The following is a 23,188-nucleotide window of genomic DNA, read 5'->3' on the forward strand; positions in this document are numbered from 1 at the left end:
GGTCCGCAATGTGACTCCAGAAACCACTGTGACACAAGTGAGTTCGACAGACGCCGAGCATCAGCGAGGCTTGACGAACCACCGGGACAACCACTGATCCAACGCTGCGCCGTCACCCGGCCCGCCCGCCGCGGCGAGGTAGCCGTCCGGCCGCACCAGCATCCATGTGCCGGCGTCCGGAGCGGGGTTCTTTCGTAGCGTGACGATCCCGTCCCAGGAGCGCCCCACCTCGGCGACCGCTCCGTCTTCGACAAAAAGTGTCAGCGCCGACAGGTCGAGCGCGTCGTACAAGCCCGAAGTGTCCGGCACCCGATCACCGGCGCGCAGGTCGTCGAGGCCGCCGGCGGCCCGGGCGAGAGCGTCACCGCGGTAGCCGGCGGACAGTTGACCGAACATCGACGCGGCCGCATTCTGAATGCGGTTGCGCGACAGCGCTCGCGGCGCCATCCGGATCCGCACCGCGTGCAGCATCGGATTGGTGGAGTTGAAGATCCGGGTGCCGATCTCGGTGACTCGGATGAGCCGACGAATGACGGGAAGTCGCTCGGAACTGTAGGTGTCGAGCAGGTCCGGCTTCGCCCGACCGTCGAGCACCATGGCGAGCTTCCACGCGAGATTGATCATGTCCTGGATGCCGAGGTTCATGCCCTGTCCGCCGGCCGGGCTGTGGACGTGCGCGGCGTCACCGCCGAGGAACACCCGGCCGGACCTCAGCGCGGGCACGTGGCGGCTGTTGATGCGGAAGCGCGAACTCCAGTTCGGCGAATGCAACCGCGCAGGGATGTGCGCCGCCCGGTCGTACAGCTCCTGGATCTGCGCGACCGTCGGATCGTCATCGCCGACCGTTTTCCGGGGATCGGTAGCCATCAGCCGAAACCTGCTGTTTCCCATAGGGAAAAGGGCGATGAAGCCACCGGCGGCGAGAAATATCGACACCTGATCCTGGGGAACGGCGCCCTCGACACGGAGGTCGGCGAGTACGTAGTTGTGGGGGAGCGTCCGGCCGGGGAACCCCACACCCAGCGCCTTCCGGATCGTGCTGTGTGGCCCGTCGGCGGCGATCACATAGGACGCGGCCAGCGCCTCCCGCTCGCCGATACCGCTGCTCAGCGTGACTTCGACCGGCCGCTCAGCCCCCCGATCTCGGACCGCGGTCACCTCCACGCCGCGCTCGACCTTGACGCCCTGACGCTCCAGTTGTTCGGCCAGCAGCCGCTCGGTCTCGGATTGGGCGAGCATCAGGATGAAGTTGAAATCGCTGGGCATGCGGTGGAGTTCGATCGGAGCGAGTTTGCGCCCGTCGGCATACAGTGCGGCGGCATGCGCCCGGTTGCCCAGCGCGAGCATCGTGTCGCTGACACCGCGCACCCGCAGCAGCTCCAACGTGCGCGCCTGAACCGCCAGCGCGCGAGATTCCGAGGACGGCTGTGCGGACCGGTCGACGATGCGGACAGCGACGCCGAGACGCGACAGTTCCAGCGCTGCGGTCAGACCGGTGGGTCCCGCGCCGACGATCAGGACCGGGATGGCCGGAGAGGTGGCCATGAGAGCTCCTCACTACTAAGTCAACAACTGGTGACTTACGATACGCACGCCAGCGCCAATGTCAACGCCCGGTGACTTATGCTGTCGGGATGACGACGACGCGGGCGCGCAATGCGGAGGGAACTCGGGCTGAGATCCTGGCCGCCGCGCGTGCGCGATTCGGAAGCGACGGATACGAGCGCACCACCCTGCGGGCGATCGCCGCGGACGTCGGTGTCGACGCCGCGCTCGTCATCCGCTACTTCGGCAACAAGCAGCAACTCTTCGCCACCGCCGTCGAATTCACACTGGATCTGCCCGATCTGACGACGTTGAAGCCCGACGACATGGCCGCGGCGATGATGCAACGGTTCTTCGCGCTCTGGGAGGCCGAGTCCACCTTCGTCGCGCTGTTGCGCGCTGCGATGACGAGTTCGACGGCGACCGACACGATGCGCAAGGTGTTCGCGACACAGGTTGCGCCCACCATCGCCGCGGTTGCGCCCGACAATCCGGGTCAGAGGGCGGCGCTGATCGGCTCCCTGATTCTCGGGATGGCCACGACACGCTACGTACTCGAGGCTCCGGCGGCGACGGCGATGGGCCACGACGAACTTCTCGCGTGGGTGCGCCCGATCATCAGAGACCTTCTGGTGGGACCCGCCCCGCGGTGACGAACCGGAACGTGTTCTAGTCGACGGGTGCTGGATTACACCCGTGTCGAGAACCTCAGCGCCGCCGATGTGCAGCGGCTCCGCGCCGTCTACGAGCCGCTGACGACGTCGGTGCGCGATCTTGTCGACGCAACCATCCGCACCGAAGTCGACGCCGACGCGGTCGCCGCTGCCACCGCCGAGATCGATTCGGCCACAGCACGGTTGCGCGTGAAGCAGCGGGATCGGTCTTTCGGAATCCAGTTCGGAGCCGACGGGGATTCGATGCCGTGGGGCAACGCGGTGATCGGCGTGCGCAATCCGACCGCTCCACCACTTGTGATCCGACGGATGCCCGACGGGTCCGTGACGAGCGACTTCTATCTGGGTGCGGCGTTCGAAGGTCCACCGGGGCACGTCCACGGCGGCGTCTCGGCCATGATCCTCGACCACGTACTCGGGGATGCGGCGAGCACACCGGGCAAACACCGTCTGACCGGGACGATCACGGTCCGCTACCGGCGACTGACGCCTTTGGGCCGGGTGCGCGCCGAGGCCAGGGTCACCCGTAGCGAGGGTTTCAAGACCTACGCCATAGGGCACCTCGCCGACGATGAGGGTGTGACGGTCGAGGCCGAAGGGGTCTTCATCGAACCGCGGTGGGCCCGGGACTGACGGCGATCACCGACAGATGGACGGTGATCGTGCCGATCTCCGTCACCAGCAGTCGCGCCCCGCCGTCCTCGGAGCCACGCTCGGACACCGCATCGCGCAGTCGCTGGTCGGCGGCTGCCAACTCCACGGTGTCCACCGACCACGGCGACGCCGGCGTCGGCGGGTCACCGCAGAGCGATTCGACGTACTCGTCGACGGCCAGCACGAATTCCCGACTCCAGTCCGCCGAGCGGTTGCCGGGGAAGTTGGCTTCCAGAGTCGTGCAGGATGCGGTGACGGCGTTCAGTGCCGTCCGGTACGACCTCAGCCAGTGTCGCAATTCGCGAGTGTCGATGCGCGTGGCACCCGCAGCGGCCTCAAAAGCCGCGCGCGCCCGGAACGCCCGCTGCCACGCCGCGGACATCGTGTCGGCGGGGTTGTCGACCTCGTGCACGCAGGCCCTGATCACCGTTGCGGCGTAGTCGACCTCAGTTTTCAACAGCTCACCGGCCCGCTGCCCCAACCTGGTCAAGGCGTCATCAGGAAGCAGAACGTGGGCGATCACCGCCATCGCGCCGCCGACCAGCGAGGCGAACAACAGCGCACTCGGGGTGGCCGCGTCGCCGGTCCGGTCGATGTTGATCAGGAAGACCACGGCGGCCGTCAGCGCCGCCGACAGCGCCAGGTAGCCGACTCCGGAAGCGGCGTAGGCGATCCCGACGCAGGCGATCGCCAGCACCGCCGACACCACCGCGCCCGGATCGATCAAGACGAGCGCGCCCGCCGCCACCACGATGCCGACGAGGCTTCCCGCCAACCGCCCCACACAACGGGTGTAGGTGTGAGCGGTCTCGGGTCGCAGCACCATCAACACGGTCAGCGGTATCCAGTAACCTTGTGCCACTTCGGCGTAACGCTCGATGGCGCAGCCCACAGCGACGGCGACAGCCAGGCGCACTGCATGCCGGAACACCGGGGAATGCCGGTCGAGATGGCGGCGGGTCAGATCCAGCGCCGAACGCACCGAGGTCCTCAGCTCAGGCCGACGAAGACGGAGGGCGTCGGGGGAGGACGGCACAAAATCGCCCAACCGGACCGCCACCGCTTCGTGCAACTGCGTCGAGAGCCGCTGCACCACCGCCGACTCGGGTCCGGCCAGCTCGTCGGCGGCCGCGTACAGACGCCGGATCGCGGCGTCGGCGTCCCCGCGTGCGGAGCGACGGGTTTCGGCCACCGCCGCCAAGGTGTCGGCGGCTGCAGCCAACACGTCGGTCGCGGCGGGCCTGCCGGCCACGGCGACCAGAGATTTGGCGATCCGTTCGGGCAGGCCGTACCAGTCGCGGTACTCGGCCGGTCGCGATGTGGCCTGCCCGTCCTCGAGGGTGAACGCATCCCGCAGCGCGATCAGCGGTTCGGAGTCGATCGGCGGCCCCGAGAAGGCAGCTCCCTCGGACAGCACTCGGGCGTCCGCGGCCAGTGAGCGGTAGGCCGCGGAGAGCGCGCGGCGCTGGGCACGCCATCGGCGCGGCGGAGAGACCGCGATGAGGCCAGCCTGTACCAACCCGCCGACGACAACCAGTGCCGACGTCCCCAGGGTCGAGGACACCGTAGGCGGCACGGGGGGCGTGATGACCAGTAACGCAGCCGATGCCGCTCCGATCAATCCGGCATGGGCGCCCAGAGCCCACGGCATCGCCGCGCCGAAACACCAGAGCGCAGCCACGATCACGAAGACCACCGGGTACGCCGACGTCAAGGCCCCCAGCAGGACAGCCACACCCAACAGCGCCGAGACCGCAGCGACCAGTGGGATACGCGCCCGCGGACTGTCCTGCAACGCGGTGGCCCCGGCGATCGCGGCCGCCCCTGCAACGGCAGTGGCCGAGCCCCCCGGACCCCAGTTCACCGCGATCACCGTGACCGCCACGATGCCCAGCAGGCTTCGCAGCACCGCGGCGGGATCCGGCACCTCCGGCAGCGTCAAGCCCTTGATCACCTGTCCATTCTGGCCCGGGCTATGTTCGCCCAGTGGAGAAAGTCATCATCACCCTGCGGGGGACCCCCGGCGACGACGCGTGGTGCACCCGACTGCGCACCGAGATCGCCCAGGATCTGCTGGACACCGAGGTGCCCGGTCTGGCGATCAACGTCCGCGACGCAGTGGTCGCCGACTCACTGATGACGCTCACGACGCTCGACCCACCGGTGATCGCATTGGTCACCCTGTGGACCCAGCAGTGCTACGGCGAGCAGATCCGCACGGCCACAACTCTGTTGAGCGGGCTGTGCGAACACGTCGCCGCATACCTGGTGACCGAGTCGGTTCCCTTGCCGCCTCCGGTCACCGAGCCCGGCGAACGGACTCCGGGGTTCGCCAACGTCGCGCTGCTGCGTCGGCCGGCCGAACTGGACGAGGCGACGTGGCTGGACCGCTGGCACAACAATCACACCCAGGTCGCCATCGACACCCAGTCGACTTTCGGTTACGTCCAGAACGCTGTGGTCCGGGCACTCACCGAGGACGCTCCGCCGATCTCGGCGATCGTCGAGGAACTCTTCCCGATCGAGGCGACCTCTGATCTGCACGTGTTCTTCGGTGCAGCCGACGACGACCAACTCAACGACCGCATGACACGCATGGTGGCCAGCACGTCGGCGTTCGGGGCCAACCGCGACGTCGACACCGTGCCGACGAGCCGCTACGTGCTTCGCACGGCGTTCGCGCCGGCGGCTACGCTGCAGCCGTGACTCTGCAGATCACCGACGACAACCGGGTCCGCACCCTGCTTCTCGACCGGCCCGAGGCGCTCAACGCGTTCAACGAAGAGCTCTACCTCGCCACCGCGACGGCGTTGCGCGACGCGGCCGACGACCCCGAGATCGCGGTCGTGTTGATCACCGGCGCGGGCCGGGCGTTCAGTGCCGGCAACGACCTCAAGGAGATGCAGGCACGTATCGAGGATTCGTCGCTGAGCTCGGACGGCAGCCACTTTTCGACGATGATCAGTGCGCTGACCGAACTCCCGAAGCCGCTGATCTGCGCGGTTAACGGTGTCGGCCTGGGGATCGGCACGACGCTCCTCGGCTACGCCGATCTGGTGTTCATGTCGACAACCGCCCGGCTGAAGTGCCCGTTCACCAGCCTCGGTGTCGCACCGGAAGCGGCATCGTCGTATCTACTGCCGCAGCTGATCGGCAGGCAGAACGCGTCGTGGCTGCTGTTGTCCTCGGAATGGGTTGACGCAGCCGAGGCCCAGCGGATGGGTATCGCCTGGAAGGTCTGCGAGCCCGAGGATCTGATGCCGGAAGCCCGTAGGCACGCGGAAATCCTTGCCTCACGCTCGATCCCGAGCCTGATGGCCGTCAAACAGACGATCGTCGACCCGTACCGGGCGGGGATCGCAGCAGCCACCGAACGCGAGAACGCCCACTTCATGGAATTGCTCGGGGGAGCCGCCAACGCCGCCGCCCTCGCGGAGTTCACCGGTCAGCGCAAGGGCTGAGCGCTAACGACTGACCGTCTCCGCGGCGGAGTCGACCGCCGCAAAATGAGCCTCGATCATCGCTCGCAGCGTTCGCCGACATCTGCCGCAGTCACCGCCGGCGCCGCACGCGGCGGCGATCTCTCTTGATGTCCGCGCACCGTTGGCCACGATCTCACTGACCACGTGGCTCGTGGTTCCGGTGCACAGACAGACGAACATCGGTGGCCCTACCCCTGCTCGCCGACACTCATCAGATGAGCGAACCTGCCGACGAACCGGGTGGGATAGGCACCCAGTCCGGCGTTCGTCATCCACTCGGCCGCCGCGTCGGGGTGCTCGATCCACTGCCTCGCGTTGGCCTCGCCGTCGATTTCCTGCAGGATCAGCACCTCGTGGCCGTCGTCGAAGGCACGGTAGACCCAGATCTTGCGGACGCCGCCCTGCTTGAATCGCTCGAGGCCGTCGTGCACCTTGACCATCAGCGCGGGCACATCCTCGACCGAGGACATGACGCCCACCACGACGCGGCCGATGTGTTCCTCGGGAGTGGGCGGGTCGAGATCGATCTTCTCGACGACTTCTCCTCCGAAGATCGGCGGAATATCGTCGGCGCCGGAGATATCGAACCATTCGAAGATCGCGGGCGACCTGAGGACATCCCGAATCGAGCTGGCATGTCGAATTCCGATTGTCACCAGGACCCGCCGCGGTTCCCATATCGATTCATAGAGAACCACATGATGGGCGCCCATCGACTGAAGTCCGTCGTGGTGTTTCTTCAGCCATTCCCACATTCGGTCGACATCATCGACGCGGAAATCGCAGGCAAGAATGAATGAGTGCAAATCATACTCACCCATTGGTTATCCTTACCTGATCGCGGCGCGCTGAAGAGTTAGCAGAGTCTAACCTTACTTAGCCTAGGCAGTCCAGACCGGCAGGCCGGTATGTGTTCCATCGCCCCCCGCGGTCCGAGAGTTCCCGCCAAAACACGCCGCCCACAGCGATAATGGCGCGCACTCAGCGGTCGTTCTGCACTAGATTGGACGTACGCGCAACAGCCCGTGCAGATAGCGAACGCGAACAGTCATCCAGGTGTTGAGGAGTAGTCATGCAAGGCGATCCCGAGGTTCTCAAGCTGCTCAATGAGCAATTGACGAGCGAACTCACGGCGATCAATCAGTATTTCCTGCATTCCAAGATGCAGGACAATTGGGGATTCACCGAATTGGCGGAGCACACCCGCAAAGAATCATTCGAAGAAATGGTGCACGCCGAGGAAATCACCGATCGCATTCTCATTCTGGACGGACTACCCAACTATCAGCGGCTGTTCTCCCTGCGGGTGGGCCAGACCCTGCGTGAACAGTTCGAAGCCGATCTCGCGATCGAGTACGAGGTCGTCGGCCGCCTGCGACCGGGCGTCATCATGTGCCGCGAGAAAGGTGACGCCACCTCGGCGAACCTCCTCGAGAAGATCCTCGCCGACGAGGAGTTGCACATCGACTACCTCGAGACCCAACTCGAGCTGATGGGCAAGCTCGGCGAGGAGCTGTACTCGGCCCAGTGCGTGGCCCGCCCGCCAAAGTAACCGGTTCGGACGTTATCGGTTCGGGCGGCGCCCCGGCGGGGAATATCTCGCTGGGTGCCGTAACTTTCCTAGATGGCCTAACGATGTAATGGGGAGTTCCCCGGTCACCCAGGAGAGGTAGGTATGTCGCCGCCCACGGCTGTGCCCTACTCGCCGACCGACCTCGAGCCGGTCAGCCCGCAGCGCCGCAACCTGATCTTTGTTGCGGTGCTGCTCGGCATGCTGCTCGCCGCGCTCGACCAGACGATCGTGGCCACGGCGCTACCGACGGTTGTTTCCGACCTCGGCGGAGCCGGCCACCAATCCTGGGTCGTGACGAGCTACCTGTTGGCGTCCACCATCGTGACAGCGGTGGTGGGCAAGCTCGGCGACCTGTTCGGCCGCAAGTCGGTCTTCGGTGTGGCCATCGTGTTCTTCCTCGTCGGCTCGGTGCTGTGCGGAATGGCGTCCTCGATGACCATGCTCGTGGCCTCACGCGCGCTCCAGGGCATCGGCGGGGGCGCCATCATGGTCACGGCCATGGCGCTGATCGGAGAGGTCATCCCGCTGCGGGACCGCGGCCGCTATCAGGGTGCTCTCGGCGCGGTCTTCGGCGTGACCACCGTGATCGGGCCTCTGCTCGGCGGTTACTTCACCGACCACCTCAGCTGGCGCTGGGCGTTCTGGATCAACGTGCCGATCGCCATCGTCGTGTTCGCCGTCGCCATGGCGACGATCCCGGCGCTGGGCGAACGCATCCGTCCGGTGATCGACTACGCCGGCATCCTGCTGATCGGCGTCGGCGCCTCCGGCCTGACCCTGGCCACCAGTTGGGGAGGCAGCACCTACGCGTGGTCCTCGCCGATCATCATCGGCCTGTTCGTCGCATCGGTGGTCGCGCTTGCGGTGTTCGTGCGGGTGGAAATGCTTACCGCTGAGCCGATCCTGCCGATCCGGCTGTTCGCCAGCCCGGTGTTCACGGTGTGCTGTGTGCTCGGCTTCATCGTCGGTTTCGCGATGCTCGGAGCGTTGACGTTTCTGCCGACCTTCATGCAGTTCGTCGACGGCGTCTCGGCAACGGAGTCCGGGTTGCGCACCTTGCCGATGGTCGGTGGACTACTGCTGACGTCGATGGGCAGTGGCGTCCTGGTCAGCCGAACCGGCAGGTACAAGATCTTCCCTGTGGTCGGCACTGCGGTCATGATGCTCGGGTTCGTGCTGCTGTCACAGATGGATGCCACCACCCCGCTGCTGCAGCAGAGCGTGTACCTGTTCATCCTCGGCGCCGGCATCGGATTGTGCATGCAGGTGCTGATCCTGATCGTCCAGAGCACTGCTGCCTTCTCCGACCTCGGCGTCGCGACGTCCGGCGTCACCTTCTTCCGGACCATCGGGAGTTCTTTCGGTGCAGCCATTTTCGGCTCCCTGTTCGCAAATTTCCTCGGCGGCCGTGTCACCTCGGCACTGACAGCCAGCGGTGCGCCGCCCGAAGCCGCGGAGTCGCCGCAGGTGCTGCACCAACTCCCGCCCGACGTCGCGGGACCGATCGTCGCGGCCTACGCCGATTCGCTCGGCCTGGTGTTCCTGTGCGCGGCGCCGGTGGCGTTGGTCGGCTTCCTGGTGGCATTGACGCTCAAACAGGTACCGCTGCGCGACATCGATTCGGGCGCCGCGGTGGATCTGGGCGAGGGGTTCGGCATGCCGCAGACCGATTCGCCCGAACAGATGCTCGAGGCCGCCGTCGGCCGGCTGGTGCGCCAGTCTCCGGAGATCCGGCTCCGCAGCATCGCCGGGCAGCACGGGTGCGAATCGGATGTGGCCCTGCTGTGGGCGTTGATCCAGATCTACCGGCAGAGCCAGGTTTTCGGATCCGCCCGGTTGACCGAGATCGCCGAGCGGTTGCGACTGCCGATCGAAGTGCTCGAGCCGACATTCGGCCGCCTCGTGGAGTGCGGCCATGCACTGCGCACCGACGACCAGCTGTGGTTGACGCAGAACGGCGCGCGGCAGGTCGAGGCCGCTTCCGCGGCCCTGGTCAGCCGGATCGTGGAAAAGCTGGCTGCTTCCCCGTCGTTCGACGGTCGCCCGGACCGAGACGACGTGGAAGCGGCCCTGGAGCGGATCGCGATGCGGCTGCTGGTGCAGCGGGACTGGGATGACGATCGGACCGAACTCGCCGCGACCGGAAAGTGAAACACGTTACAATTCATCGATGAGCCGAATCGGAGACTTCGCCGACGATGACGTGAGCGCTTTCGCGGTCAAGTCGCCCGACCTGGGCACCGCAATGGCGAAGTTCTCCAACGCGGTCTACACCAAGAACCGGTTGCCGATGAGGGTCCGGGAAGCGGCGCGGATCGTGATCGCCTATGCGAACGAGTGTGTGGTCTGCCAGAACACGCGCGACTCGGAGGGCGAGGCCAACGGCATCGACGAGGAGTTCTACGACTACGCCACGCAATGGCGGACCTGGCCGGGCTACAGCGACACCGAGCGCATCGCGATGGAGTTCGCGCACCGGTTCGCCACCGACCACACCGGGTTACGGGACGACGAGGATTTCTGGGAGCGCGCGAGCGTGCACTTCGACGACGAGATGCTGACGGATCTGGCGATCTCGTGTGCGATGTGGGTCGGCATGGGCCGCATGCTCCGGACCCTCGACATCGGCCAAAGCTGCAAGATCACGCTGTAGTTCTGTGGCGCGACGGCACCGGGCCTGGTAGGGATGGCTGACATGGCCGCCAAACCGCTCGCCGCCGCAGCCATCGCTCAGCTGGAGACCGATCTCGTTTCGGATGGGGTCTCCACCCTGATCGGCACGGTCGTCAACTCCGCGGGACTCACCCATGCCAAGACGGTGCCACTGCGCAGAATGGGTGCATTCGCCGATCCCGGACTGGGCGCGAGCCCGGTCTGGCATGTGTTCGCCATCGATCAGGCCGGCATCGTCTTCGGCGAATCCACCGGAGTGGTGGGGGACCAGCGAATCCGCATCGACCTCGGCGCGCTGCGCATTCTCGGTGACGGGTTCGCCTGGGCCCCCGGCTCTTTCTTCCGCCAGGACGGCACCCCGGATCCCTACTGCGCCCGGGGGGCACTGCACCGGATCCAGACCCGGCTGTCCGACGCCGGGATCGACGCCCTGGTCGGTCACGAGATGGAGTTCGTCCTCGTGGGTCCGGGCGGCGAGCGCCTGCCCTCGCACATGTGGGCGCAGTACGGGTTGGCCGGGGTGCTCGAATTCGAGGGCTTCGTCCGCGATGTCACCGACGCCGCCACCGCGTCCGGAGTGGCGATCGAACAGTTCCATCCCGAGTACGGGGCGAACCAGTTCGAGATCTCGCTGGCCCCGCAGGACCCCGTGGCCGCAGCCGATCAGCTGATCTTGATGCGGATCATCGTCGGCCGGGTCGCCCGCCGGTACGGGATGCGGGTCAGTCTGTCGCCGGTCCCGTTCGCCGGAAGCGTCGGATCTGGTGCCCATCAGCACTTTTCACTCACCCGCGGTGACACCCCGCTGTTCTCCGGCGGCGAGGGTGCCGAGGGGATGACGACTGAGGGAGCGTCCGCGGTCGCGGGTGTGCTCGCCGCACTGACGCAGGCCCAGGGCGTGTTCTGCGGTTCGATCGTGTCGGGTCTACGCATGCAGCCCGGTCACTGGTCGGGTGCTTTCACCTGCTGGGGCACCGAGAACCGGGAGGCCGCTGTGCGCTTCCTGCCCGCCGGTCCGGCCAACCCGCACGGCGGCCACGTCGAGGTCAAAGTGGTTGATCCATCGGCGAACCCGTACCTCGCATCGGCCGCGATCCTCGGCGCGGCGCTGGGCGGAATCGAGGGCGCGCTGACTCTGCCCGAGCAGGTCACCGTCGACCCCGCCACCCTGACCGACGCGCAGCGCGAATCGGCAGGCGTCGGTCTGCTGTCGCAGGATCAAGCCGAGGCGATCGACGCGCTCGACCGATCCGCGCTGCTGAGAACTGTTCTCGGGGACGAAGTGGTCGACGCGGTGGTTGCGGTGCGGCGCTACGAACATCAGAACTTCGCCGATCTGAGTGCCGACGAGCTCGCCGACAAGTTCCGCCTCGCCTGGAGTGGGTGAGTGACGGCACTGCGCGAGCACCTCGAGGCAGTCCCACTGATAGATCATCACGTGCATGGATGCTGGCTCACGTCCGGCGACCGCACGCGGTTCGAGAACGCCCTCAATGAGGCCAACACCGAACCGCTCGCGGCGTACGACTCGGCCTTCGACACCCAGCTGGGTTTCGCGGTGCGGGCCCACTGCAGCCCGCTGCTCGGCCTGCCCCGCCACGCCGATGCCGACGTCTACTGGCGTCGCCGCGGCGAGGTCGCCGAGCCCGATCTGGCACGCTTGTTCCTGTCCGCCGCCGGCGCATCTGATTGGCTGGTGGACACCGGATTCGCCGATGGTGTCTCAGATCTCGGCGAGATGTCGACTCTCATGGCCGGTGAGGTGCACGAGGTGGTCCGGCTGGAGTCGGTTGCCGAACAGGCCGCGGCCGCGCCGGGGGACTACGCGTCGGCCTTCGACGAGCTCCTGTCGCGGCAGACCCGGGATGCCGTGGCGACCAAGTCGATCCTGGCCTACCGCGGCGGTTTCATCGGGGACCTGTCGGACCCGTCGCCCGCCGAGGTCGCCCAGGCAGCGACCCGGTGGCGGGACGCCGGCGGTGTCCACCTGACCGATCGGGTGTTGCTGCGCTTCGGGTTGCACCGCGCGCTGCGACTCAGCAAGCCGCTGCAGTTCCACGTCGGTTTCGGTGACCGCGATTGTGATCTGCACACCGCCAATCCCGTTCATCTGCTCGATTTTCTGCGAGTCAGCGGTGACACGCCGGTGATGCTTCTGCACTGTTATCCCTATGAACGCGAGGCCGGCTACCTGGCGCAGGCGTTCAACAACGTCTACCTCGACGGCGGCCTTGCCATCAACCACCTCGGCGCACGCTCGGGCGCTTTCATCGAACGCCTGCTCGAGATGGCGCCGTTCCGCAAGATCCTCTATTCCTCAGACGGGTTCGGCCCCGCCGAACTGCATTACCTCGGTGCGCGACTCTGGCGCAGTGGCATGGCCACGGTGATGCAGCAGTTTGTCGACGCCGGCGAGTGGAGCCACCCCGACGCCGTCCGGGTCGCCGACCTGATCGCGCACGGAAACGCACGGCGGGTCTACGAATTGACGTAGCTTGACAACGTACAACCAAATGGTTGTATGTTGGACCCGTGATCGATCAGGACGAGGACCGGGCGGACGCGCTCTTCCACGCCCTGTCCGACCGCACCCGCCGCGACATCATGCGCCGCGTGCTGGCCGGTGAACACTCGGTCTCGACGCTGGCGGCGCATTACCGGATGAGTTTTGCCGCCGTGCAGAAACACGTCGCGGTGCTGGACCGGGCCGGACTGCTCACCAAGCGGCGCCATGGCCGCGAGCAACTGGCCAGCGGCGAAGTCACCGCGGTGCGGTCGGTGGCGTCACTTCTCGACGAACTCGAGCAGATCTGGCGCGGCCGCATCGCGCGTATCGACGAACTCATCGCATCCGACCCGACCCCACCGGAGGACTGAACCATGCCCGTGATCGACGTCCGGCACGACCTCGACAAGCGGACCCTGACCATCGTCGCCGATTTCGCGGCGCCCGTGGAGCGGGTCTGGCAGATCTACGCCGACCCACGCCAACTCGAGAAGATCTGGGGTCCGCCGGAATACCCGGCGACCGTGGTCGACCACGACCTGCGTCCCGGCGGCCGGGTCACGTACTTCATGACCGGACCGGACGGCGACAAATACTCGGGCTACTGGCAGATCACCGCGGTGGACGAACCGCGCAGCTTTTCCTTCGACGACGGATTCGCCCATCCGGACTTCAGCCCTGACCCGAACCTGCCGGTGTCGAAGAACGTCTTCACGTTCAGCGCACACCAGGGCGGCACCCGGTCGACGTTTGTCAGCACCTACGACTCCACCGAGGCGCTGCAGCAGATTCTGGACATGGGCGTGGAAGAGGGCGCCACGTCAGCGGCCAACCAGATCGACGCGGTGTTGGCGTCCTGACCAACTCCGCGGAGCAACCGGGCGACTACACCAGGCCGGTGGCGTCGAAGACCCAGCTCATGTCCGCGTTGGCGAAGTCTTCGAGCCACGTCGGGGGAGCGTGGTTGGCGAGCCCACCCATGTCCCAGTAGTCCTTCCACAGGGTGATTTTCCCGTCCTCCACACGATGCACGGTGACGAACTGCAGCACGGCGGATTCGCCTGTCTGCCAATGCCATTCCTCGTGATGCTCGTACATCACGTTAGCGCCGTCGGACACCATCAGGCCGGTGAAGTTCTGATAGGAGGCCAGCGACTCCAGCCCGATCTTCAGGCGTTTGACGATGTCTTCGGGTCCGCGGGCGGCCGCTGCGGGCCCCACCGGCATGTCCAGATAAAGACACTCCGGCGACAGGTAGGTCTTCAGCGCGTCCCAGTCCCGGGCCGACAGCGCCTCCCACATCCCGTGGACCACGGCCTCCGCCTGCGTGGTCTCCTTCACCTCGTCAACCGACATGTGCCAACGCCCCTTCCTGCTCTGTCAACGCCGGCGCGGTGTGGGCGGCCCGCAGGAATCTGCCTGTGCGACGTGTTCCGACCAACTCGGTCAGCGCGCCGTCGAGGAACACGGCACGACCGCCGACGAACACGGCGACCACGGTGTCGTCGTTGCGGTTCACCATCCGCTGCAAGCCGCCGTACTGGTCGACCGGCGCCTCGGCGTAGTCGTCCAGGGCGCCGTCGAGCCGCTCAGGGTCGAGGATGACAACGTCAGCGCGGTCGCCGACCCGCAGGTGGCCTGCGTCGATGCGGTACCAGTCCGCCAACTCACCGGTCAACCGATGCACGGCCTGCTCGATGGTCATGAAAGGCGCACCCGAGCGTGCGGCCTCCTGGACATGCCGCAGGAGACGCAGGCCCATGTTGTAGAACGCCATGTTGCGCAGGTGCGCGCCGGCATCCGAGAAGCCCATCTGGATGCCGGAGTCCCGGGCGAGCTTCTTGAGCACCTCGGGGCGGTGATTGGAGATGGTCGTGCGCCACCGCAGACCGCTGCCGTGCTCGAGCACCAGGTCCAGGAAGGCGTCCACCGGATGTATGCCGCCGCGATCTCGGCCCACCTGTCCGAACGATTTACCGATCACCGACTCGTCGGGGCAGCCGACGATCTCGGCGTCGAAGAAGTCCCGGTGCCACACCCGCAGCCCGAACTTGCTCTCGTACTCCTTGCGGAAGCGCCGCCGGTAGTCCTCGTCGCGCAGCAGTTCGTTGCGGTCCACCTCGTCGCGCAGGTGCAGCGCGGCTGCTCCCGCACCGAACTCCTCGAAGATGACCAGGTCGATGCCGTCCGCGTACACCTCGAACGGAACGGGCAGGTGCTGCCAGCGGAAGTTTCCGCCCATCCGGTTGATCAGCCGGGCAGCGGGTCCGAGCGCCTTCACCGCCACCGGGTTGGATTTGACGTCGGCGGCCGACAGCAGGCTGGTCTTGAGTGGGTTGCGGACGATGCCGAGCGACTGGAGCAGCTGGGAGCCCAGATTGAACGGGTTCTTGATGTCGGGTCCGGACTGCAGAACCCGGCCGGAGCGGCGCAGCAGCGACTTGAGCCGGCGCAACTCCCGTGGCTTCGCATACGTCGACGGCAGGGTGCGAGAGCGGCAGACGTCACCGTCCAGCTTGTCGAAAAGCAGCTGCTGAGAGGACATTCCGACGAAGCCGGCTCGTAATGCCTCGGTGAGCATTCGTTCCATCTGCGCCTGCTCGCTCCGGGTGGGACGCTCGTCCCTGCGGGTGGCACGGTCCAGGCCCATCGTCGATGCACGCATGTCGGAGTGTCCGAGGAACGCCGCGACGTTGGGGCCGAGCGGACGCGATTCCAGAGCCGCGATGTACTCCTCGCCATTGGCCCAGGTCTTGTGGCGATCCACGGCGTCGATGACGTATTCGCGCGGGATCGCCTCGACGCGGCCGAAGATGTCCCCGGCGTCCAGACCGTCCACGTAGACCGTCGACAGCGAGCACGACCCGAGCAGCACCGTCGTCACGCCGTGGCGCAGCGACTCCGACAGTGACGGCCCACCGAGCACCTCGACGTCGTAGTGCGTGTGGATGTCGAGCATGCCCGGCAACACCCACTTGCCGCCGGCGTCGATGACCTGCGGGCAGTCCGTCTCGTCGAGATCGTCTGCGGTGATGGCGACGATGTGGCCCTCGCGGATTCCGAGGGTGCGGATGGCCGACGGTGCGCCTGTGCCGTCGAACCAACGGCCGTTGCGGATGATCGTGTCGTAGTTCACATCGGTGCTCACTACGCCCATCGAACAGCCCGCATCGGCGGGTGTCAACGAAATCGGTGAACAGATTTTCTCGACTGTCTACTTCCGTCGCTGAACTGCACCGACGCCACAAGAGCGCATAATCGCGGAGGTGACTCCGTTACAGCGCTACATCGCCGAGGAAATCGCCACCGACCACGTCGACGGTCTGCTCTCCCGTCGGGAGGCCCTGCGCCGACTGGCCCTGCTCGGCGTCGGCGCGAGCGCCGCTACAGCTCTGATCGCTGCGTGCGGAAACAACCAGCAGGACCCCGAGACGACCACGGCGTCCGCGGAGTCGGAGTCACCCACCTCCGCGGCCGCAGCGCCGCCGGGCATGGACGCCGCCCTGCCGACCGCTCCGATCACCTGGGCAGGCCCGCGTGGTGAGCTGCAGGGCGCGTGGGCCGAGGCCGCAGAACCACGGGGCGGGATCCTGGTGATCCACGAGAACAAGGGACTCAACGACTGGGTCCGGTCGGTGGCCGGCCGCCTGGCCGGTGCCGGTTACTCGAGCCTGGCGATCGACCTCCTGTCAGAAAACGGCGGCACCGCAACGTTCACCGACCCCGCAGAGGCGACCGCCGCGCTGGGAAATCTGGAGCCGGAGGCCATGGTCGCCGACCTCGAGTCGGGCATCGCCGAGGTACAGCGCCGCACGCCCGGGGTCGCCGTCGCGGCGGTCGGATTCTGCATGGGGGGCGGCCTGGTGTGGCGGTTGCTCGCCAGCGGCACACCGGAACTCGCCGCGGCGTTCCCGTTCTACGGGCCGACGCCCGACGACCCCGACTTCTCCGGATCGCGGGACGTCGCGGTACTCGGTTTCTACGGCGAACTCGATCAACGGGTCAACGCGACCGAACCCGTCGCCAAAGCGGCCCTCGAGCGAGCGGGCCTGGTCCACGAACTCGTCACCGAACCCGGCGCCAACCACGCCTTCTTCAACGACACCGGTGATCGGTACGACCCGACCGCGGCAGCCGACGCGTGGCGCAGGATGACGGACTGGCTCGAAACGCACGTCGGATAGGACCGGCACCGACCGGAAACCTGCTGTTCGGCGACTGGTCTGTCGGGCGTTGCACCGTGCACACGCTCCCGCGTTCTGATGCAGCGATGCGCGTGGTCCAGGTGGCGAACTTCTACGGCCCCCGCTCCGGTGGCCTGCGCACGGCGATCGACCGCCTCGGCGCCGAGTACTGCGCTGCCGGACACACGGTGTTCCTGATCGTGCCGGGCCCCTGCTTCCAGACGACGACCCTGCCGTCGGGGGTCATCCGGATCTCGCTGCCCGCCAGGCTGATCCCGTTCACGGCAGGGTACCGGGCGGTGCTGCCGCGTCCGGTCGTCGCGCTGCTCGAGCACCTGGGCCCCGACGCACTCGAGGTGTCGGACCGACTGACGCTGCGCTCGTTGGGCGGGTGGGGCCGGCGCCACGGAGTCTCGACCGTGATGATCTCCCACGAACGTCTGGACCGACTGGTCGGACAACTTCTTCCGGTGACACTGGCCCGCGCGGTGGCTGATGCCGCCAACCGGCGTACCGCGGCCAACTACGACGCCGTGGTGTGTACCACCGCGTTCGCCCGCGAGGAGTTCGACCGGATCGGTGCGACGAACCTGCTGACGGTGCCGTTGGGGGTCGACCTCGACCAGTTCCACCCACGACGGCGATCGTCGACCGTTCGGCAACGCTGGGCCGGCCCGGATCAACTGCTGCTGGTGCACTGCGGGCGGCTCTCGGTGGAGAAGCACGCGCACCGAAGCATCGACACCGTTGGCGCGCTTCGTCATTCGGGCATCGATGCCCGGTTGGTGATCGTCGGCGAGGGGCCGCTGCGGACACGTCTGGAACGCCAGGCCGCTCGGCTGCCCGTCGACTTCACCGGTTACATCGGCTGTCGGGACACCGTTGCGGGCATCCTCGCCAGTGCCGACATCGCCCTCGCGCCGGGGCCCCACGAGACGTTCGGCCTGGCCGCGCTGGAGGCATTGGCGTGTGGCACCCCGGCGGTGGTGTCGCGCACCTCGGCACTGGCCGAGATACTCACCACCGACAGCGGCGCCACCGCCGACAACGACGCCGACGCCATCGCGCGTGCCGTGACCTCGGTGATGGTGCGACCGGAAACGCAGCGACGGCGCAGCGCCCGCCGGCGCGCCGAGCAGTTCAGCTGGCCGCGCTCGGCGGCGGGGATGCTGCATGCGCTCGGCGCATTGCCCGATAATCGCCCGCCGAGGTGACTTACCATCCAGAGATGTCTCGGACGTTCGCCCTGCTGGCGGCCACCACGCTGATGTTCGGCTCGACCGTAGCGGTCGCCGGTGCCAAACCGGCGCCGTCACCGTGCAAATACGAGCTGTCGCCGCCCAGCGTGGTGAACGTCTCGGGCACCGACGTGGTCACCGCAACGGTCTCGCCACGGGACTGCGACGGCGCCGTCGTGATCCAGAGCGTGGCATGCATCAAGATGCAGGGCAGCGACGGCGGTGGCCAGTGCGTGAGCAACAACGGGATCCTGCCTGCCCAGGTGTTCTTCCAGCCCTTCCGCCCGGGCACCACCTATATCAGCACCGGCCGCGGTTGCGCCGTGAAAGGCAATCCGCCGCAGAAGTTCTGCCAGGAGAAGGGTCCGATCTCCGGCTCGCTCTGAGCGGTGTGCCGGACCGGGACATCAGGCGCGGGGTCGGCATAACCGGTTTAGTTCGCTGATCTCGCGGGCACCCGTCGAATCAACGGGGCCGTCAGCGTGATCGCCCCTCATCGGAGGGAACCCGCATGGACAGCACAGTGTGGATCGTGATCGCCGTGATCGTCGCGATCGTCGTCATCGGAGCCGTCGTGTTCGCGGCGCGCAAGGCCGGCGACCGCCGCAAGGCGCAGGAAGCCGACCGCATTCGCGACGAGGTGGACCAGGACAGCCGGCGTGTCGAGAAGAAGGCCGCCCTGCTCGAGGAGACCGAGGCCAAAGCGCGGGCCGCGAAAGCCGAGGCGGAAGCCAAGGCCGCCGAAGCCGCCAGGCTCGCGGACACCGCCGCCACCCACCGCGACGCCGTCACGACCACTCGCGACGAACTCTCCTCACGACGCGAACGCGCCGACGAGTTGGATCCCCGCACCCCGGATCCCGGCACCGGCACGGCGGACCGGATGCAGCCGGACACCACCGCGCGCGACACCTCCGCGCGCTAACCCGTCCAGGACACCGGCAGGCGTTTGATTCCGTGGATGAACGCCGAGTGCAGCAGGTCGGGCTCGTCGACGGCCCGGATGTCGGGCACCCGGTTGTGCAGTTCCTCGAACGCCACAGTGATCTCCCGCCGGGCCAGGTTGGCGCCGAGACAGAAGTGGGCGCCGCCGCCTCCGAAACCGAGATGAGGGTTGGGGTGCCGGCGAACGTCGAACATCCACGGATCGACGAACTTCGACTCGTCGCGGTTGGCTGAGCCGTACCACAGCGTGACCTTGTCACCCGCTGCCATCGGCACGCCGCCGAGTTCGAGATCCCGGGTGGTGGTGCGTCTCATGTAGGCCACCGGGGAGGCCCAGCGGACGACCTCCTCCACCGCGGTCGGCGCAATGGCGTCATAGTCCGACCACCACAGCTCACGCTGCTCGGGATATCGGCTGAGTGCAAGAACCCCGTGGCTGATCGCGTTGCGGGTGGTCTCGTTGCCTGCGACGACCAACAGGATGAAGAACGACGCAACCTCGGCCGATGTCAGCCGTTCACCGTCGAGTTCGGCGTGGACGAGGCTGGTCGTCAGGTCGTCGCCCGGCTGATCCCGACGATCCTCGGCGAGCTGCTTGGCGTAGGCCCCGATCGCCATGGCCACAGTGATGAAATCGTCGAAGTCGGTGGCGATGTCGGGATCGCCGAAGCCCAGGATCACATTCGTCCAGTGGAAGATTCGCGCATGGTCCTGCTCGGGGATGCCCATCATGTCGCAGATGATCTGGAGCGGGAGTGGCCCTGCAAGCGCCGAGACGAGATCGCCGTGCCCGTCGGGGTGGGCGACGATCATCTCCTCGACCAGGCGCCGCGCGCGTTGTCGCACCGAATCCTCGATCATTGCGAGCACTCTCGGCGTGAATGCGCTGCGCACGATGTTGCGCAGGCGGGTGTGGCGGGGATCGTCCATCGCGATCATCGAGCCGAAGTACTCGTTGAGCTCAGGGGTCTGGTCGCCGATCGTGATTCCGAGCGCCGAGCTGAACAGCTCGGGATGTCGACTGGCGTAGAACACGTCGTCGTGGCGGGTGACCGCCCAGTGCCCCGCCACCTCGGCGCCGTCGTCGACGACAAAGGACTCGTGGAAGCTGATCGGAGCTTCCCGACGAAGAGTGGCGAAGGCACCGTCGCGGATGTCGTCGTCGAGTCCCCAGAAATCCCAGGAGCCGAGATCGACATCGGAGAGCGGGACCTCGGGCGGCGCGATCCCGTTGGTTCGAATGACGCGCGATCTCAAGTCCATGCCCGCCGAGCGTAGCCTCACGGCTCTGCTTCGTGACCCGATCGGCCATGAGTGCGGCGTCGTTCCTTCATGCGTTTCTCGTGGAGGTGGCGGGCGCCCTCGAGGAGTTCCTCACGCGCCTGCCGCTCGTGTTCGCGAAACCGCGACCAGTAGGTGTCGTCGAACTCCTCGACGACCTGGAAGGTCCACCGGCCCTCGATCACGTTGCGGCCGACCAGATCGGTCTCCAGCCGTTCGGCGACGGCGTCGTCGCCGGACCGGCGCAACGCGTCGCACGCCTCGCCGAGCAACAAGTCGGCGTGGCCCATCAGTTGGTGGAACGAGTACAGATGCCCTCTGGCGCGTTCGACGTACTCCAGTGCCTCGGTCACCTTGCCGACGCCTTCGACGGTCTCATCGCTCGCATCACTCATCGGGGCGAGATACCCGCTTGCTGCGGCCGACAACCGTCAGTCCGACTCCGCTTCCACCACCGCCTTGATGCGCTCGAGGGTCTTTCGCATGTCCCTGATGTTGCGGCGCCGACGGAGTTGGCCGCCCATGAGCGAGAACAATGACATCAGCGGATTCTCGTCGAGCCGGAACGACTCCGTGACCTCGGTGACCGACCCAGAGGGCGTCAGCCGATAGTGCCAGTTGTTGACCGCCCGGTCGCCGACGAGCACCTCGAATCCGAACTCCCTGCCGGGATCGCAGGCGGTCACCCGGCATGTCGTCCAATAGACGGGGCCGATCTCATTGCGGCGCACGTGCCCCCGGAAGCGGGCCCCCAGCGCCGGGCCCGCGGCGCCGTCGAGCCATTCCGCCTCGAACACCTCGGGCGAGAACTTCCCGGTGTTGCGGACGTCGGCGATCAGTTCCCAGATCCGCTCCGCCGGCGCCTCCATCGACACCGTCACCGAACCTTGCATCGTCGGACTCCTCGTCACCTCAGTTGAGCGTGTACACGTGGTCGGGGGTCAGCGCCCGGGTGATCGCTGTGGCCAGCACGGTCCCTGGTTCTGCGTCACCGAACGGGATGTCGGTGTTGATGAGAATGACCAACGCAGTGCGGTTTTCGGGCAGGTAGACCGAAACGGTCTGGTATCCGGGCAGGCTGCCGTTGTGCCCGATCCACCCGCCGAGGGTGAACAGCCCCATGCCGTAGCCGTCCTGCGGCGGCAGCCCCGGGGCCGCGACGGTCTCGAGGCGCTGCGCCTGCATCTGCGGAGTCAGAAGCGTTCCCGTGGCCAGCGCCGGTGCCCAGACCCGCATGTCATGGAGCGTGGAGATCATCGCTCCCGCCGCCCACGCCCAGGAAGGGTTCCAGTCGGTGGCGGTGGTTTCCCCGCCGTCGGCGGTCTGTGTGGTGTAACCCTCGGCGTGCGCCTCGGGGAAGTAGGAGTCGGCGGGAAAATGGGTCTGGCTCATGCCCAGCGGCCCGAGGATGTGGCCTTTGATGTATTCGGCAAGTGCCTGCCCGGTGACTCTCTCCACCAGCAGGCCCAACAGGACCGTGTTGGTGTTGGAGTACTCGAAGCCCTCGCCGGGTGCGAAGGTCGCGGGTTCGGCGAACGCGAACCCGAGCAGATCCTGAGGCGTGAAGGAGCGCTGCGGATCGTCGAACAGTGCCTGCTGGAACGCTGGGCTCGCCGAGTAGTTGGCCAGGCCGCTCTGCATCCGGGCGAGTTGGCGCACCGTGATCTCACCGCCGCGGGGAACTCCGGTCACGTACTCGCCGATACGGTCATCCAGCCCGATCTTGCCCTCGTCGGCAAGGATCAGGGCCGCTGTGACGGTGAAGGTCTTGGTCTGGCTCCCAATCCGGCTGTAGAGATCGGCCTTCATCGGAGCCCGCGTCTTCTTGTCGGCAACTCCGAAAGCGCGCACGTAGTCACCCTCGGGCCCCCAGATCCCCACGATCGCGCCGGGGATCTCTGCGTGGTCCATGGCCCGGCTGACGACGCCGTTCAGTCGCGCGGTGACATCGGCGTCCATCGTCGTCGCCGGTACTGAATCCGCGGCCGGCGGTTCCTCCTGGCGCGTTTCACCAGGGGACCCGGCGCATCCTGTCGCAGCCAACATCAGCACCAGGACCAGGGAACAGACCCGAGCAATCATCGCCCTTCACACTATTCGCGATCGGGCTCGGATTCGTCCAAAGGCACCTCGATCGCCTGTTCGATCAGATCGGCTTCGCTGGCCTGCCAGTCGCGATCCGACGAAACCCGTTGCGCGTCGGGCCAGGCATCCGAGTCGACGTCGTCGATGGGGCGATGTTGATCGGCCAGGTCGGCCACGTCGGCTTCGGCGGCGTCACCGAGCGGGCTGGGGTCTGGTGTCGTCATGGGCACTCCTCCTGCTTGCGGTGACGTACGGACGGCATCGTGAGCACGATCCGTGGTCGCGGATACCCGTTTGGGCTACGGCCACGCGCGCACCAGTGTGAGAGTCGCCGCATCGCCGGGACGC

The 23,188-nt window shown here is 66.9% G+C and carries 26 protein-coding genes; 15 read left to right on the plus strand and 11 right to left on the minus strand.

Annotated features, from left to right (window positions below; all coding sequences use genetic code 11):
- Positions 1-60: 60 nt before the first annotated feature.
- Positions 61-1,545: an FAD-dependent oxidoreductase gene (locus tag ABDC78_RS15060; protein ID WP_178356855.1), complete on the minus strand. Its 1,485-nt coding sequence runs from the start codon at positions 1,543-1,545 to the stop codon at positions 61-63.
- 89 nt (positions 1,546-1,634) lie between these two features.
- Between ABDC78_RS15060 and ABDC78_RS15065 the strand changes: the two genes are divergently transcribed.
- Both ABDC78_RS15065 and ABDC78_RS15070 read left to right on the plus strand, forming a co-directional pair.
- Positions 1,635-2,198 carry a TetR family transcriptional regulator gene (locus ABDC78_RS15065; RefSeq protein WP_178356854.1) on the plus strand — a complete coding sequence of 188 codons (564 nt, stop codon included), beginning with the start codon at positions 1,635-1,637 and terminating at the stop codon, positions 2,196-2,198.
- A gap of 27 nt (positions 2,199-2,225) precedes the next feature.
- Positions 2,226-2,852 carry a PaaI family thioesterase gene (locus tag ABDC78_RS15070; protein WP_178356853.1) on the plus strand — a complete coding sequence of 209 codons (627 nt, stop codon included), beginning with the start codon at positions 2,226-2,228 and terminating at the stop codon, positions 2,850-2,852.
- Here ABDC78_RS15070 and ABDC78_RS15075 read toward each other — a convergent pair.
- Positions 2,824-4,827 carry an FUSC family protein gene (locus tag ABDC78_RS15075; RefSeq protein WP_178356852.1) on the minus strand — a complete coding sequence of 668 codons (2,004 nt, stop codon included), beginning with the start codon at positions 4,825-4,827 and terminating at the stop codon, positions 2,824-2,826. The genes ABDC78_RS15070 and ABDC78_RS15075 overlap by 29 nt on opposite strands.
- Before the next feature lie 32 nt (positions 4,828-4,859).
- Between ABDC78_RS15075 and ABDC78_RS15080 the strand changes: the two genes are divergently transcribed.
- On the plus strand, positions 4,860-5,579 hold the full coding sequence (locus ABDC78_RS15080) for an EthD domain-containing protein (RefSeq protein WP_178356851.1): 720 nt from the start codon (positions 4,860-4,862) through the stop codon (positions 5,577-5,579).
- Complete coding sequence (locus ABDC78_RS15085; RefSeq protein WP_178356850.1) at positions 5,576-6,334, plus strand: enoyl-CoA hydratase-related protein; 759 nt, start codon at positions 5,576-5,578, stop codon at positions 6,332-6,334. Before ABDC78_RS15080 ends, ABDC78_RS15085 begins: the two co-directional genes overlap by 4 nt.
- Positions 6,335-6,337: 3 nt before the next feature.
- Here ABDC78_RS15085 and ABDC78_RS15090 read toward each other — a convergent pair whose 3' ends face one another.
- Together ABDC78_RS15090 and ABDC78_RS15095 are read right to left on the minus strand one after the other, a co-directional pair.
- Positions 6,338-6,535, minus strand: a complete 198-nt coding sequence (locus ABDC78_RS15090) for a (2Fe-2S)-binding protein (RefSeq protein ID WP_178356849.1) — start codon at positions 6,533-6,535, stop codon at positions 6,338-6,340.
- 8 nt (positions 6,536-6,543) lie between these two features.
- Positions 6,544-7,176: a fatty-acid--CoA ligase gene (locus ABDC78_RS15095; RefSeq protein ID WP_178356848.1), complete on the minus strand. Its 633-nt coding sequence runs from the start codon at positions 7,174-7,176 to the stop codon at positions 6,544-6,546.
- A gap of 251 nt (positions 7,177-7,427) precedes the next feature.
- On the opposite strand from ABDC78_RS15095, the gene bfr reads away from it, so the two are divergent.
- From bfr to ABDC78_RS15130, 7 genes are all read left to right on the plus strand, one after another.
- Positions 7,428-7,907 carry a bacterioferritin gene (gene bfr, locus ABDC78_RS15100; RefSeq protein WP_178356847.1) on the plus strand — a complete coding sequence of 160 codons (480 nt, stop codon included), beginning with the start codon at positions 7,428-7,430 and terminating at the stop codon, positions 7,905-7,907.
- A gap of 123 nt (positions 7,908-8,030) precedes the next feature.
- Entirely contained in the window at positions 8,031-10,079 is a 2,049-nt protein-coding gene (locus ABDC78_RS15105; protein ID WP_178356846.1) for an MDR family MFS transporter, read from the plus strand.
- Between the two features lie 19 nt (positions 10,080-10,098).
- Positions 10,099-10,581, plus strand: coding sequence for a carboxymuconolactone decarboxylase family protein (locus ABDC78_RS15110; protein WP_178356845.1), 483 nt, complete (start codon positions 10,099-10,101; stop codon positions 10,579-10,581).
- A 33-nt stretch (positions 10,582-10,614) separates the two neighbouring features.
- On the plus strand, positions 10,615-11,988 hold the full coding sequence (locus ABDC78_RS15115; protein WP_178356844.1) for a glutamine synthetase family protein: 1,374 nt from the start codon (positions 10,615-10,617) through the stop codon (positions 11,986-11,988).
- A complete protein-coding gene (locus ABDC78_RS15120) occupies positions 11,989-13,095 on the plus strand; it encodes an amidohydrolase family protein (protein ID WP_178356843.1) in 1,107 nt (368 codons plus the stop codon).
- Between the two features lie 38 nt (positions 13,096-13,133).
- Complete coding sequence (locus ABDC78_RS15125; RefSeq protein ID WP_178356842.1) at positions 13,134-13,478, plus strand: metalloregulator ArsR/SmtB family transcription factor; 345 nt, start codon at positions 13,134-13,136, stop codon at positions 13,476-13,478.
- Between the two features lie 3 nt (positions 13,479-13,481).
- Positions 13,482-13,967, plus strand: a complete 486-nt coding sequence (locus ABDC78_RS15130) for an SRPBCC domain-containing protein (protein ID WP_178356841.1) — start codon at positions 13,482-13,484, stop codon at positions 13,965-13,967.
- Positions 13,968-13,992: 25 nt separating this feature from the next.
- Here the strand turns inward: ABDC78_RS15130 and ABDC78_RS15135 are convergent, their stop codons facing one another.
- The gene (locus ABDC78_RS15135; protein ID WP_178356840.1) at positions 13,993-14,463 is read right to left on the minus strand and encodes a nuclear transport factor 2 family protein; all 471 of its coding nucleotides are present in this window, start codon (positions 14,461-14,463) and stop codon (positions 13,993-13,995) included.
- A complete protein-coding gene (locus ABDC78_RS15140; RefSeq protein WP_178356882.1) occupies positions 14,453-16,243 on the minus strand; it encodes an amidohydrolase family protein in 1,791 nt (596 codons plus the stop codon). The genes ABDC78_RS15135 and ABDC78_RS15140 overlap by 11 nt, the downstream gene beginning before the upstream one ends.
- Before the next feature lie 130 nt (positions 16,244-16,373).
- Here ABDC78_RS15140 and ABDC78_RS15145 point away from each other — a divergent pair, with 130 nt between their 5' ends.
- The 4 genes from ABDC78_RS15145 (at position 16,374) to ABDC78_RS15160 (ending at position 19,454) form a co-directional block, all read left to right on the plus strand.
- Positions 16,374-17,291: a dienelactone hydrolase family protein gene (locus ABDC78_RS15145; protein ID WP_178356839.1), complete on the plus strand. Its 918-nt coding sequence runs from the start codon at positions 16,374-16,376 to the stop codon at positions 17,289-17,291.
- An 86-nt stretch (positions 17,292-17,377) separates the two neighbouring features.
- Entirely contained in the window at positions 17,378-18,505 is a 1,128-nt protein-coding gene (locus tag ABDC78_RS15150; protein ID WP_178356838.1) for a glycosyltransferase, read from the plus strand.
- A 14-nt stretch (positions 18,506-18,519) separates the two neighbouring features.
- Complete coding sequence (locus ABDC78_RS15155; RefSeq protein ID WP_178356837.1) at positions 18,520-18,915, plus strand: hypothetical protein; 396 nt, start codon at positions 18,520-18,522, stop codon at positions 18,913-18,915.
- Positions 18,916-19,040: 125 nt separating this feature from the next.
- On the plus strand, positions 19,041-19,454 hold the full coding sequence (locus ABDC78_RS15160; RefSeq protein WP_178356836.1) for a hypothetical protein: 414 nt from the start codon (positions 19,041-19,043) through the stop codon (positions 19,452-19,454).
- Here ABDC78_RS15160 and ABDC78_RS15165 read toward each other — a convergent pair.
- From ABDC78_RS15165 to ABDC78_RS15185, 5 genes are read right to left on the minus strand one after another with little or no spacing between them, the layout of a single operon-like run.
- Entirely contained in the window at positions 19,451-20,737 is a 1,287-nt protein-coding gene (locus ABDC78_RS15165) for a cytochrome P450 (RefSeq protein WP_178356835.1), read from the minus strand. The genes ABDC78_RS15160 and ABDC78_RS15165 overlap by 4 nt on opposite strands.
- Before the next feature lie 17 nt (positions 20,738-20,754).
- Positions 20,755-21,150 carry a hypothetical protein gene (locus tag ABDC78_RS15170; protein WP_178356834.1) on the minus strand — a complete coding sequence of 132 codons (396 nt, stop codon included), beginning with the start codon at positions 21,148-21,150 and terminating at the stop codon, positions 20,755-20,757.
- A 36-nt stretch (positions 21,151-21,186) separates the two neighbouring features.
- Positions 21,187-21,648, minus strand: a complete 462-nt coding sequence (locus ABDC78_RS15175) for an SRPBCC family protein (protein WP_178356833.1) — start codon at positions 21,646-21,648, stop codon at positions 21,187-21,189.
- A gap of 19 nt (positions 21,649-21,667) precedes the next feature.
- Complete coding sequence (locus tag ABDC78_RS15180; RefSeq protein WP_178356832.1) at positions 21,668-22,837, minus strand: serine hydrolase domain-containing protein; 1,170 nt, start codon at positions 22,835-22,837, stop codon at positions 21,668-21,670.
- An 11-nt stretch (positions 22,838-22,848) separates the two neighbouring features.
- Positions 22,849-23,064, minus strand: a complete 216-nt coding sequence (locus ABDC78_RS15185; protein WP_178356831.1) for a hypothetical protein — start codon at positions 23,062-23,064, stop codon at positions 22,849-22,851.
- Positions 23,065-23,188: the final 124 nt, after the last annotated feature.

The organism is Mycobacterium sp. DL (assembly GCF_039729195.1).
GTDB lineage: Bacteria > Actinomycetota > Actinomycetes > Mycobacteriales > Mycobacteriaceae > Mycobacterium > Mycobacterium hippocampi_A.